This window comes from Candidatus Pelagibacter sp. PS_41 (genome assembly GCF_059417725.1).
The window spans coordinates 1,080,245-1,093,896 of sequence record NZ_CM182062.1; the positions used below are offsets into that span (position 1 = coordinate 1,080,245).

The 13,652-nt window shown below is 30.7% G+C and carries 13 protein-coding genes; all 13 read right to left on the reverse strand.

Annotated features, from left to right (window positions below; genetic code table 11):
* The 13 genes from AC5SL8_RS05890 to AC5SL8_RS05950 all read right to left on the reverse strand — a co-directional run bounded on the left by AC5SL8_RS05890 (position 1) and on the right by AC5SL8_RS05950 (position 13,610).
* The gene (locus AC5SL8_RS05890) at positions 1-423 is read right to left on the reverse strand and encodes a hypothetical protein (RefSeq protein ID WP_297682545.1); all 423 of its coding nucleotides are present in this window, start codon (positions 421-423) and stop codon (positions 1-3) included.
* Positions 410-1,069 (reverse strand): pilus assembly protein PilO, encoded by a 660-nt coding sequence (locus AC5SL8_RS05895; RefSeq protein ID WP_494579648.1) that lies wholly within the window; start codon positions 1,067-1,069, stop codon positions 410-412. The genes AC5SL8_RS05890 and AC5SL8_RS05895 overlap by 14 nt, the downstream gene beginning before the upstream one ends.
* Positions 1,069-3,363 carry a pilus assembly protein PilM gene (gene pilM, locus AC5SL8_RS05900; protein WP_494579649.1) on the reverse strand — a complete coding sequence of 765 codons (2,295 nt, stop codon included), beginning with the start codon at positions 3,361-3,363 and terminating at the stop codon, positions 1,069-1,071. Before pilM ends, AC5SL8_RS05895 begins: the two co-directional genes overlap by 1 nt.
* 379 nt (positions 3,364-3,742) lie before the next feature.
* A complete protein-coding gene (locus AC5SL8_RS05905) occupies positions 3,743-7,588 on the reverse strand; it encodes a PilC/PilY family type IV pilus protein (protein WP_494579651.1) in 3,846 nt (1,281 codons plus the stop codon).
* Positions 7,567-8,091 (reverse strand): hypothetical protein, encoded by a 525-nt coding sequence (locus AC5SL8_RS05910; protein ID WP_494579652.1) that lies wholly within the window; start codon positions 8,089-8,091, stop codon positions 7,567-7,569. The genes AC5SL8_RS05905 and AC5SL8_RS05910 overlap by 22 nt, the downstream gene beginning before the upstream one ends.
* A complete protein-coding gene (locus AC5SL8_RS05915; RefSeq protein ID WP_494579653.1) occupies positions 8,091-8,666 on the reverse strand; it encodes a pilus assembly PilX family protein in 576 nt (191 codons plus the stop codon). Before AC5SL8_RS05915 ends, AC5SL8_RS05910 begins: the two co-directional genes overlap by 1 nt.
* On the reverse strand, positions 8,666-9,490 hold the full coding sequence (locus AC5SL8_RS05920; RefSeq protein ID WP_494579655.1) for a PilW family protein: 825 nt from the start codon (positions 9,488-9,490) through the stop codon (positions 8,666-8,668). Before AC5SL8_RS05920 ends, AC5SL8_RS05915 begins: the two co-directional genes overlap by 1 nt.
* Entirely contained in the window at positions 9,487-9,945 is a 459-nt protein-coding gene (locus tag AC5SL8_RS05925; RefSeq protein WP_494579657.1) for a type IV pilus modification PilV family protein, read from the reverse strand. The genes AC5SL8_RS05920 and AC5SL8_RS05925 overlap by 4 nt, the downstream gene beginning before the upstream one ends.
* Positions 9,938-10,618, reverse strand: coding sequence for a pilus assembly FimT family protein (locus AC5SL8_RS05930; protein WP_494579659.1), 681 nt, complete (start codon positions 10,616-10,618; stop codon positions 9,938-9,940). Before AC5SL8_RS05930 ends, AC5SL8_RS05925 begins: the two co-directional genes overlap by 8 nt.
* Before the next feature lie 11 nt (positions 10,619-10,629).
* The gene (locus AC5SL8_RS05935; protein ID WP_494579660.1) at positions 10,630-11,487 is read right to left on the reverse strand and encodes a prepilin-type N-terminal cleavage/methylation domain-containing protein; all 858 of its coding nucleotides are present in this window, start codon (positions 11,485-11,487) and stop codon (positions 10,630-10,632) included.
* Positions 11,468-12,478 carry a type IV pilus twitching motility protein PilT gene (locus AC5SL8_RS05940; protein ID WP_494580804.1) on the reverse strand — a complete coding sequence of 337 codons (1,011 nt, stop codon included), beginning with the start codon at positions 12,476-12,478 and terminating at the stop codon, positions 11,468-11,470. The genes AC5SL8_RS05935 and AC5SL8_RS05940 overlap by 20 nt, the downstream gene beginning before the upstream one ends.
* 30 nt (positions 12,479-12,508) lie before the next feature.
* The gene (locus AC5SL8_RS05945; RefSeq protein WP_297682568.1) at positions 12,509-13,285 is read right to left on the reverse strand and encodes a prepilin peptidase; all 777 of its coding nucleotides are present in this window, start codon (positions 13,283-13,285) and stop codon (positions 12,509-12,511) included.
* Positions 13,286-13,391: 106 nt separating this feature from the next.
* Positions 13,392-13,610, reverse strand: coding sequence for a hypothetical protein (locus AC5SL8_RS05950; RefSeq protein WP_297682570.1), 219 nt, complete (start codon positions 13,608-13,610; stop codon positions 13,392-13,394).
* Positions 13,611-13,652 lie beyond the last annotated feature (42 nt).

The window sequence follows — 13,652 nt, forward strand, 5'->3', positions numbered from 1 at the left end:
TTACCCTTCACTCGGTTTAATTATATTGTCCATATAAACTTCAAAAAAATTGTTTTCTCCATCTTCAACAATTACTACGTCTGTATAAATATCTCTAATTGTTGTGGTATCTGTGATGGCTTGATTTTCCTCATACTTATAAGCCCCTCCATCAGCAGCTGAAAAAACTGCTATTTTATTGTTTGCACCAATAATTGTTCCGACCAATCTCATATTATTTAAAAGCCCATTATTTGAGCTTAACTGAGTATCTGTTTCACTTACCTGGTTTGTGGAGCCAACTCCTCCTGCAAAAGGATCAATTGCTGGCAACTCCTCATCATCTATAGAAGAATGTTCATCTGCTTTTAAACTTATCATTTGAAATTGACAAAGCATAATTGTCATTAAAAAGATTAATATTTTTTTATTATTTATATTCATTTGGTAACCCCACAATTGAAATAGTGCCTTTTGATAAAATTTGTCCTTGAATTTCAGCTATCGTTGTAATTTCCTCCTTATCAAAATTAATAACTTTTTGAGATTTTGATAATGCCCTTCTAAACTTAAGATAACTTAAAAAATTTCCTTGAATTTCGTACTCAACAGGAATTGTATAATACATTACATTTTGGCCATCTTGATTTTCTGTTGTTTGTTCTGTGCTTTGACCCTGTACTCCAGCAACACCCTTGGGGTTCCCTTTTTTAAGATTAGTTATTGATAAACCATTAATCAATGCAAATTTACTTATGTTTTGGTAAAGGTCTTCAACTTCTTTTTTGCTGTGAAAAAGTTTACTATTTTTAGCATAGTCAGGCTCTAATGCTTTAACAGCTGCTGTTAAAGTACCAATATTATTTTTAAATTCTTCAATCTTAATTTTATTTTCGTTCATCAAGCTAATCTGCTCTTTTTGTTGATTTACTATTGGAGACACAAAAGCATAATAACCTATTAAGAAAATTAATATAGCAACAAAACTAACACCAAATTTAATTAGTGTTTTTTTATCAGCCAAAGCACCACTTTTAAGCTTTGTAATTATATCATTTAGATCTAAATCTTTTAAACTTGCTAAATCCATTATATCAATTTCAATTTACAATTAATTGTAAATCCCTTTTTATTATTATTTCCTGATGCTTGGTCCCCAGTTTTATTTTTCATTGCAGCTAAAGATGCCTGTTCAATTAATGATTTTGCATTTAAATTTGAAATAAAATTCAAAATATCTTGATCTGAAAAAGCAACCCCTTCTATAATCAAACTATCTTTTCCATCGAAAGTCATTTTCGTAAATTGTACTCTTTGAGGAACACTTCTCGTAACTTGTGCTAATGATCTGTAAGATCTTGCCTGATTTGAATTAACTAATTTTCCAAGATCTAATGCTCGCTGCATTTCTTTTCTTTTTTTTGCTAATTTTGAAAATTGAATATTATTTTTATCAAATTCTAATTGCACTTGATCAAATTCTAATAATTTGTCTTTATTGTTACTAATTTGAAAGAATGAAAAGACCGTTAATATCAAGTAAATACCTGCAATTGCACCTACGGCACCCTTAAAAGCAAAACCTGATAAGAATTTTAGTTTATTTTGCTGACGGACAGCATCTCTATTAGGTAATAAGTTAATATTCTTAACAGCAGTTACAAATTTGTAATAACCAAATACATCCAATTTTCTGTAAGCTAAACCAAGTACTGAAGATAATGGTGAATTGTTATCACCAGCTATTTTTTCACTATTATATGAGGGTATGCTTATACTTTGCAGGGGATCAAAATTAATAAAGCCTGTTGTTGGTAAATTCTTTTTAAATGCTGGAAGTATAAATGAAATATTTTTTAAGCTGGAGACTACTTGAATAGATGTAATTTTATTTTCATATTTACTTTCATAGTCAGTTATCGCTTGTTTAACTTGCATCGCATATCTTCTAATAACTGCGTCTGCCTCAGTTGAAAGTTGTTCACTTTTTATATCTTTAATATGTTCTTTTTCTTGAGGTCTTAAAAATATATCAGTAATTACAGGAATATTATTATGAATAATCATTATATAATTTTCATCAATTCCTAATTCTAAAATAGCTGAATTTCCTTTATCTGTAATAGATTTAAATTTTGTATTATCATGTGCATTCTTTAAGGTAAAACAACGAACATCCATAATAACTGGATTAAGTCCAGCTTTTTTAGCAATAGATGAATAAGCATTTACGTCGGCCAGTTTTGAAGCAACAAATAAAATTTCCATTGTATTAGTTTTAGAATTTCTATTTATAATTTGATGAAAAATTGAATAATCATTTAAGTTATCTGTAAGCTGAACAAGGTTTTCCCAAAGTGAATCTGTTTCAATTGCTTTTTGGAATTCTTCATCTGTCATTAGTGGGCTGGTAACTACTCTAATAATTGCACTTGTAACCGGAATGGATAATGCAATATTCTTTGAAGTAATTTTTGCATTAGCCATAGCTAATTCAATTTCTTCAGCTAAATAATCTTTGTGTTCTAAAATATTTTCACTAACTTTTTCTTGATCCAATATACGATAAGAAAATTTATCTAATATCCACTTTTCATCTTTGTCTTGAGAGACTTGAGCAACTCTAATAGCTTCTCTTGTCATATCCAAACCTGCTATTTCTTCACCTGCAACACTTAATTTACTAACTTTAGATTGAAAGAAGTTTTGAAAAACTTTTTTTATATTATTTGCTTTAGTTTTTAGATTTTTGTTATCTCCAGCTGCCCCTTCACTGGTTGAGTTATTACTTTTGGCTTTGGAGAATTTAAAATTTTTTAATTTATCCAACATACTTATTGTTACGCCTTTTGCAGGTTCCTGCATAGTCTCATTGGACACCCCTGACCCAGCAACTGGGCTAACAACTTCGTTATTTTCTTTAGTAATTGTTGGGGTAGGAGTAACTTCATCAATTTTAAGATTTTTTTCTTGAATTTGTTCAATAACTTGCTCTTTGGCTAAAATATTCTCACTTTTCTCAAGTTGGAGGTCATCAAACCACTTCTCCAATATTGGAATTGCTTCTTCAAGATTAGGGGTTCCTGATGAAGAGATCTTTTGTTTGCCCTCAATATATAGTCTTCCGACCCAATTTTTTGATTTTAACTCACCCTTATACTTGTCTTGTCTTATATATATATGTAAACGGCCATCTTTCTTGTGAATTACCTCATGCTCACTCTTTTTATCAATTTTAGATTGTATTTCCTCTTTATTGTCATTTATTTGTGCATTACCAGGACTATTTTCACCTTGAAGTTGATTTTCTTCAATAGTGCTTTCCTTTTCAATATTTTCTTGCAACTGACTGTCTAAATTATTATTATCTTTTTCATCTATCATAATTTTAAAAATTATATTATTTCTCTATCACAAAAAAAAGAATCTCTAACACATATCTTATACATCTCTAACACAAACTAGAATATTGTATACAACTTAATCAAAATTTAGTGCTCAAAGTAGGCTATTTATTAAAAAAGAGTAAAAATAATCAATAGAATCAATGTTTTTTATATAAAATAAATAAAAAGTAATTTCTTTAAATTATTTTAGTAAATTTTATTTATTCTAACACAAAATAAATATTAAAATTGTGTTAGAGTTAGCTTATTTTATAATATATTTAAAAAATATAAAAAATACTTTATAAATCAACACTTTTAGTAATTTACATAATTTGTGTTAGAGTAAATAGTATTTGTGTTAGACTTTTTTGATTTTAATAATTTTCTTTCCAGCTTTCAAGCTGAACTGCGCCTGAAATTTCTTGTGCTTTAGATTTACCAGTAATTAGGTTGTCTTTTGCTGTAAATCCATCAATATTATTTTTAGCTTCCCCGGATAGACCAATATATAGGTTGTCACCCTGTTTTACAACTTTTGAGAGTACTCCTTTACCCATATTAACATTAAGTAATGAATTGCCACAATTTGTGTCATATGCTGTAAAATAAGCGCTGCCTATACTACACTTGTTATTTATAGAGCTTGGCTCGTATAACGGGAAATATACCCTATCTCTATCAACTGTTGGTTCAGCAGTTAATTTTTTTGCATTATCAAGGTTAACATACCAGCCTAAATCAGTACCAGATGGACATGTAGGTGCTGTTTTGCACATTGAAACATTACCGGTTGGATTAACTTCCACAAAATTTGGAAAGTTCACATCTTTTATGCCATAAATTCTATTTTGTATCTGACTTGATTGTGCTTGAAGCTTTTGAGTGTTTCCAGTTCCAAAATATAACCATAAATTGTTATCACTGTTAATTGTAACCTCTGGTCTTGTAAAAATATTCCTTCCATTTGCAGAAGTGGCTTCAGCTGTAAACAAAGTAGTTTGATGTATTTCTTTATCTGATACATCTGAACGTATAATTGAATTATAGGTAGAGCTATTTTGATCAGTATCCATAACAAAGTTCTCTGTTAAATCAATTTTGGTTATTTTACCCTCTAAGTCTGTTGCATAAATTAATGCTCCATTATAATTTGCTTTATTAGTACCATCTGCGGTAATGACACTTAAATCTGCAGGCAATGAATTAACTACATCGTTTAAATGTCTTTTAAATAAGAGTGATCCATAATCAGGTTTAGGAGGACCTCCATCTCTAGTATTTGGCCAAGGCTCGTCAAAAGTTATATATTCTACACAGTCATTATCTGTTCCTACACCATTTGTGATAGCTGTTGATCCAGTGTTGTTGTTAGAGTAAGTTATTGTGTAACCAACTGAAGGTGTAAGCTCAAGTGTCATAGTTTCACCTTTTGAAGGGTCAAAACATACTCCATAACCACCATTATAACCGTATTCTTTCCACTTAGTATTATTATCAGTTAAACGACTAGTTCTTTTAAAAACGCTAGGATTTGACCAGCTATATGCTTGTGCAGCTTTATCCTCTATATCAATTACTTTTAATACTTTTCCTTCATTTTCTAAATCTATTACAAATACAGCAGAACCAATATTAGGATTGACACCACCATTGTATCCTCCACCAAACACTGCAACCCATCTATCCTTACCATCAACTTTAATTCTAATAATTCGTGGAGTTGACCAGGTTTCTCCTAACTTACTATAATCATATTCTGGAGAAATATTTCCACCTACATAAGCAAATTCAAATTTAGTCGCATTAGCATCCCAATGTTGAACAAATTTATTAGTTTCATCATTGTTAAAAGCAAATAAATGAGTAGGACTATTTGGATCTGTAACATCAAGTGCAAACATACCTTTTCCACCTGCACCAAGCCCACTTAAAAGAATTGTTCGCCATCTTGGATTATCTTTGCCATCATTTGGAGTATCATCAAAATAAATATCTTTAGCGACTGGAGAACCATCTATACCATAAATAGCATTTGTCGAATTAGCCTTGCTAGATGGGATCTTTTCGAGGACACCTAAAACATTTGGTGGAATATATCCCCACAACTCTTCGCCATCTGATGCTTTAAATGCATGAAGGATACCATTATTGGCTCCAGCATAAACAATTTCTGCTCTATTAGCGCATGGCCCGCCACAAGTTGCTCCACTTTTAAAATTATTATAATTATTCTGTAATCTATAATATGAGTCTTTTTTCTGAAAATTAGCAGTATTATCTTCAACTGCTGATGCTTCTGGATTTGCAACTACAATTAAATCAGAATGATAAATATCTGCAAGCTTATGTATAGACTCTGTTTTATTATTATCTGCATCTTGATCATAAGTATCTATACCTCTAATAAAGTTTATTAAATTATCAACTTCGGTATCTGTTGGTGTTATATTAGGAAACATTTTTGATTTTAAAAGATCTCTGTTAGCTGTTGTAAAATTATTTAAGCCAGTACCAATTACTGGAGTCCATATATTTCTTGTAGATGAGGTTTTAGAATTTAATTTATCTGCTGCATCCCACAAAGCTGAACCAAAAGTACCATCAGTATTTAATTGATACTTTTTCAAACTTCCTTCCCATTGTTTGTCTGATGCATATTCAAATGTCGATTGATAGATAAAATTATTCCTACTTACATCGGACATTACTGCAGGAGTAGTAAAGGTTAGTCGACCTGAGATAGCTTGTTTAATTGCATCTGTTATTTTTGCAAGCAGTTCTGTTTCATTTTCTGCATAAAGAGGGTTTGTAGTTCCTCCAGCAGTTGCTAATGCAGAATAATTACTATTAGATCCACCTAAAGCATAACCTACAGCAAAAGTTTGAATGTTATCTACATTTCTGATTTGATTAGCAACAGTAACTACTTCGTTGTTTGATTGCCAATATCCATCACTTATTACTATTAGAAAATTTAAAGAACAGGTTAAATCCCAATTATCAACCACGCCACTTCTAAAATAATCTCTTGCAGTCCTCATAGCTCTAGCAAGGTTGGTTCCACCATTTGCACTAATACCATCTACATTTGAATAAATGAATCGAGCTCCATTATTTGTAATTCCAACTCTTATATTGGCACTAGAACTCCATTCCATTAAACCAAAATTTGCTCCAGCTGTTAGATTGGTATCAGAAACTATTTGCTTGATTACTTTCTTAGCACTAGACAATTTTGTTCCTGATTTTCCTCCAAATGTTGCTGTTTGACTTAAACTAGTGTTAAATTTTCTAGTAGTCTGATTAGTAAAATCTGCAACATAGATATTATCACTACTATCTATAAACATTCCATAAGGATTATAAAATGCCGACGTTCTAGAAAATGATCCTTGTTTTGCTTGGTAAACTAAAGACGAATTAAATTTTTGTATTCTGTCATTATCTCGTTCTACAACATATATATTTCCACTACTATCATAAGCTGCGTCTACGGGTCTATTGAAAGATCCATTCGCTGAAGATTGTGAAGTGCCAGCTGCGTTAACATAGGTAAGATTATTTCCAGATACTGTAAATTCAAAAACTTTATGGTTAAAAAAAGATGCTACTATCAGTTTATTTCCAGCACTATTTAAAGACATACCGATGGATAAATTGACACCACCAGCAACATTTTGATAGCCAGTTCGAGCTAAGTTACCTGTCGCAAGTGTTTCAATTGTATTGCCATAATTTCCGACAAAAACATAATTACTATTAACAGCAATTCCAAATGGTCTAGTGAAATAAGTGAAACCACTACCAATACATTGACCAGTTAAACTAAGCTTTAAAACTCTATTGCCTTGCAGGTCTGCTAAATAAACTTGATCATTAAAAATTGTAAATTGCCTTGCATATTTCCATTGATTACAACCAGATCCATAACCTCCAAAACTTCTAAGAAATGTTCCTGCGCTATCAAAAACCTTAATTCTATTATTTGCATACTCCAAAACATAAACATTTCCTGAACTATCTGCTGCAACGTCTATCGGATATTGTGTTACTGTGTTACTGGCTAATGCATCCCTCATACTTCCAGACTTATCCAACATAATTAAAATGTTTGCTGGAATATCTGTGGTTCCAGTCCCTGGCGGAGGGCTCTTAGCTTGTGCTTGAAAGCTAAATAAAAATAAGAATAAAAAGATGATTACTGTTGAGAGTCTAGCCATTCCCCCACCTTTGAATCATAATCTGCCATACCAACAGAGTAAAGTTTACTTACTATATTTATAATTTCTGCATGACCATCATGAATATCTGTTTTAATGTATTCAATACTATCATTTCCAGACTCCCAAACATAACTGCCTCGCCATCTTGATTTTGGAACCCCTTCAGGAAGATTGAAACTACCATATTTACCCATAGCATAATCCATCAACTTACTATCATCCATGTTAGGCCTATAAAGTTGAATTCTATTAAGTTTGTTTTCTATATATAAATGAATAACACTTGTTCCATATAAACTTTTATCGTTCTTACAAAGCTCCTGCATTGGAATAATTAATTGTTCTCCTCCAAAACGATCAGGCATTACTACAGGTACAAGTTCTTCAATTTTTATACTTTCTTTAGGACTTCCAAAATTTGTTATTTTAAAATTACAAGCTAATGCATTTGCTTGCGCTAAGAAAAAAAATCCAAATATATAAACTATAAATTTATTCATTAATTAACTAAGGTTACCACGGCCTCTAAGGGAATTATAATATTACTTTGGGCGTTACATTTATCTTTAGATTCATTACAGCCACATGAATAAATCGTGTACAGAGTGTTATTTGTACCTGTTTTTTTTATAAATGCTGAATTGTTCCCATTACCACCAGGAGTATAAGCTATAAAATATTCAAAACTATATTTGCTTAATCTTGTTGCTTCATCACCTGACGCGGTGATTACATCGGGTTCATTCAATGATTTTCTTTCGGTGTGAAATCCATTATTCGAACTTATTAAATTAGGAAAAAAAGATGCTTTACAAAACCTAAGTTTACTATCTAAATTGTTTGGTGGTGTAGAAGAGAATTTATTAACATTTCCTACCATCCAATTCTTAGCAACAGAAATTCCACTTTCAGCAGCATAAAATGCCTGTTGGTTGCTATCTTTATCGTTATTAGCATTATGCTCATTAGATGAAATTGTAACTAAGGTAGCTCCCATTATTGTCATAACAACCAATAATAACAATGCTAATGGAAGAGCAAATCCTTTTTCACTATGTTTAAATCTATTTCTCATTAGTTATAAGTTGATGATACTCCAATACTAGTTCCTGTTTGTTCTGATATAGCAATGTGTTTTGCTAAATTTCTTGTATGCACGCTTACAAAAAAAGTTTCACGATAATATTTATCATTAAATGTTAAGTCGTTTCCATAAGGCATTTCATGATTTCTAATTATCGTTTCTTGTTTGGTATTAAAAACTTCTTTAGCCGATTCAATTGTTAAATATATTTCAGCTTTATGAACCTTTTTCATATTAGCTTGTCCTTTGGTATAAGCACCAACCGTTTGATTTGAACCTTGTGAATTTTCTATTGGGCCACAATCATCACAGACGGGATAAAGTTCATTTCCTTCCTTATCTTTGAAGACAACTTGAAAATCTACGATATTAGGAACAAACTCTATGTTATCATATATAACTGTTCCAACTGTCACTGGGTTCATTACAACTTCTCTTGCAAGATACATTTTATTGCTATTTTGATATTTCATTGGAGTATAATAAACACTCATTCGATCATTTGGTGCTGTTGTATACCAAACTGCTAATTCATCTAAATTATCTAAAGATTTTTGTTTAAGATTAATCAATTTTGTTTCAGGACGTGAATCTCTTGTAAAATTTATGTCTATGTAACCTGCATTTCTCAAATCTCTTGCTATAACTGTAAGGGCATCTCTTGCTGCACTATTAATTGCAGCTTTTTGAGAAACTGATTTATATGATTTATTAAAATAATTATAAGATGCAAATGCTGCAGCAATACTGATAGCACCAATTACAATTGACACCAAAAGTTCCGCTAAAGTAAATCCAGAGTTTTTACTTCTCATTTAACTACAACTCCTAAATATTTTTTTTGTTTACCTTTTCTAGTAAAAAAATTAACTTTTCCTGATGTATTGGCTCCAGGATCAACAAATATCTTTTTGGTATCCAAATTATCACATGGCATCTTTTTATCTTTATTATTTATTCTAATTTGATTTTTTTCTTCAAGTCTATTTCTCCATTTGTCTTGCATTTTTTGATAAAGGTTTGAACCATTATTAAGACTATGAGAACACGTCTTTATAAAACCTCCATAACTAGTAACATTATCAGGATCACCGATCATATCCTCCATCACCATTTCAGATAAATAATTAAGTTTATTTTTTTCAGTTGCTCGATCCATAGAATTAATTGAAAAGGCTGAAAGCTGCATTATGGCAATAAACCCAATCCCAATTACCACCATACAAACCATAGATTCTATTATTGAAATACCTCTGTTTGATTTATCCATCAATTTTTATCCAGCTGTTTTTCTTTTTGTTTTTTTTATAAACTTTTATATTTTGAAAATTATCAATGTTCAGCTTGTACATAAAATCATAATTTGCATCAAATTTACAAGTACTTTGGGTAGTGTTTGAATTTGAACAAAAAACAAACATATCAACATTTTGATTTGTATCTGGATCTCTATCAGTTTTTCTTAATTGCATAAATTTAATACTCGCATCTTTTGTAATACAAAGGTACGTAGCTGATGGATTGTGTGCACCATTAGGATAAACCTGAACCTCACTAACATTGATTGGAAAACTAATTGTTTCTAAACTTGAGTTTCTTGTAAATCCTGATTGCCTCGATGCATAGTCGCACTGTTTATTTGTTTTATACGAACTACTTGAAGAAATATTTTGATATGTGTTAAAAAAATTTTGGGGGCTCATCGTATAAACTTCTAAATTTGGTTGTAAAACAATTTGGGTCATTCCATATTTTCCACTAGTAACTTCAGCTTTACGCTCTTTTATAAAGGTAACAGTTTCATAAACTTCTTTTTTTACTTCACGATCAGTGATCCAACTAGATATATTTGGATAAGCTATTGCAGTAAAAACACCCATAACGGCTAGAACAACTAAAAGCTCTAAAATTGTAAAACCTTTTTTATTACTTATCAGTTGCATTGAAATTTTATCTATTCCCCTGCTTTGTAGATCTGGCCATTTCCTAGATCTGTATAAGTATCATCAGCAAAATTGTACTTACAATTCCCACCGCCACATTTTGAAGCTATATTTCCAGATGGACTAGCACCTTCAAACATTACAAACCTATATGGACTGCCACTTCTATTTGGATAAACTTTTTGTCCATTAATATAAGTGTACCAATTCTTCATCCCAGCTGAATCTGTTTTAAAACAGTCAGCACTACATGCGTGCGCTCCATTTTGAACAATATTACCATCTTTATCAACAATAATACCCGCTCCTGAACCAGGATTAGGTGGCTTATATTCTGCAAGACTATTCTTTGGTTTATTAGAATTTGAGGCAGAAGCACAAGTGTAAGCAACAGAAGTAGTTTTAGTTTTAGAATAATTTTCTGACCAACCAGAGCTTACTAATGAAGTGTTTTTTTTTTGTTTTTTAACTGATGCATAAGCAACATCATATGAGCCTACTTCTTTTTCAGTAATTGCAATAGATCCAGATGTACAAACATTTGATTGTGCAACTTTTTGAGTTTTATCATAAGGGTTTTTAAGGCCTAAACTATTAACATAATTATTGATAGTTGCTGTTGATGGACGATTAGATGAATCACATTTATGAGAATTAAATATTTTAGAGCTTTTATCTAATTTGCATTTGGCAAACTCACTTTCCATGTTATTTACAATTTTTGTGTGATTAGCTTTTGTAGCAACATCTTTGGCAGCTGAAGTATAGCCATTATAAGCCACTACACCCACTCCTGATAAAATACTAATTATTGCCATCACAACTAATAATTCAATTAAAGTAAAACCTTTAAGAATTTTTTTCTGCACTTGAGATGATACCTCCACTAATTAATTCATCAATTGATTTTTCCATCGTAACCATCCCTTCACGTTGACCCGTTTGCATAACGCTTGGAATTTGATGAATTTTTGCTTCACGAATTAAATTTTTAATGGGTGGATTACAAATCATAATTTCAAAAGCCCCAACTCTGCCTGAACCATCTTTCTTTTTGAATAACTTTTGAGTGACAACCATCTTTAAAGACTCTGCAAGTTGTGCTCTTATTTGACCCTGTTGTTCAGGTGGAAAGACATCGATAATTCTATTCACAGTATTGGGCGCACCACTTGTATGCAATGTTCCAAAAACTAAGTGACCTGTTTCAGCAGCAGTTAATGCCATACCTATAGTTTCAAGATCTCTAAGTTCTCCAACAAGAATTACATCTGGATCTTCTCTTAAAGCTGCTTTTAATGCATGAGAAAAACTCTCTGTTTGTTTTCCAACTTCCCTTTGAGAGACTATACTTTTTTTATCTTTGTGAATAAATTCCACAGGATCTTCAATTGTAATTATATTTGAGGGTCTCGACTCGTTTATCTGATTAATAATTGCTGCTAAAGTTGTAGATTTTCCAGACCCTGTTGGACCTGTAACTAATACCAAACCTTTATGGGCATCAAGTAAAGTGAACAATACTTGAGGAAGGTTTAAATCTTCCATTAGGGGAATTTTTGTCTCCACTCTTCTTAAAACTGCAGCTAAACCATTTAAAGTTTTAAAAAAGTTAGCTCTAAACCTTAGTTCACCTAACATAACTGCGGTATCTAATTCATTTTTTACTTCAAACTTTTTAATTTCATCTGCTGAACAGTTATTCTTTAATAATTCTTGTAAATCTTTATCTTCAACTTGACTGTTAGGTTCCATGACAATGTCTCCTAAGGCTCTATAAGAAATATCTGAACCAGACCTTAAATGAAAATCGGAAATTTTTTTATTAGTTTTTGCAAGCTCTGAAATTTTGTTTAACATCATGTTAATAATACTATTTAATAATAAAAATTAAACTAATATTAGACTGTATAATAGATCACCTTGGGCAAAATAGATTAGACAGGCCGCTATAATAAAGGGTCCGAAAGGAATTTCAGTTCTCATAGTTTTTTGTTTTTTAATTAATGATGGGACTACAAAAATTAAGCCTAAAATAGATGAAACAAAAAGAATAAAAGGTATAGATTGCCAACCAAATAATAAGCCAATACCTGCCATTAATTTTGCATCCCCAAATCCCATACCATCAATTTTTTTAAACGTTTTATATAAATAAATAATTAGCCAAATACTTAAATATCCAACCATACCGCCAATAATTGATTGGTTTATTTCATGAATTAAACTTGTATCAAAATTAGGTAGAAAATTTTTTAATAAAGCTAAACCCATAACAATAAAATTTAAACTATCTGGGATAATGAAATTTTCTAAATCGATAAAAAATATCATTATTAAAATTAAACTTAAAATAGATAAAAAAATAATTGTATAAGGATTTTTAAAATTTAAATAAATCAACAAGAAAGAAATTCCAGTTATTAATTCAACAATAAAGTATCTTGATGAAATAACTCTTTTACAATTTCTACATTTATTATTTAAAATGATAAAAGAAATTAAAGGTAAATTATCGTACCAATTGATTTTTTTTTTACACTTTGGACAAAAAGACCGACCACTAACAATCTGTTTATTTTTTGGTAAACGATAGATACAAACATTTGCGAAGCTTCCAAGGCAAGCACCTAATGAAAAGATTAAGAATGAATAAAAAAAAATCAAAGATTTAAATAAGTAACTAAATTAACTACACCTTGATAACAATAATCAATAAACAAAATGCTATTCTCATATATTAAATTTAAGTTTTGTGTATAGATTTCTATTTTCATTGTTTATTTTGATTTAAAAAATCTTTTATAACCTCTGGTTTCCAAATATAATAAAATATATATGGAACTATTGCAGGAATTAGTCCAAACCATATCCATTCATCCCACCTAAAATCTTTAGTACCTCTTGCAAGTAATCCATTAGCCCAAACGAGGTATCCCACTAATACTATCCAAGATAAAGATAGCGTTAAACAAATTTTAAATTTTTTCATTAATTAATGTTACCAAAAGCCTAATCTGAAGTCTAACTGCTT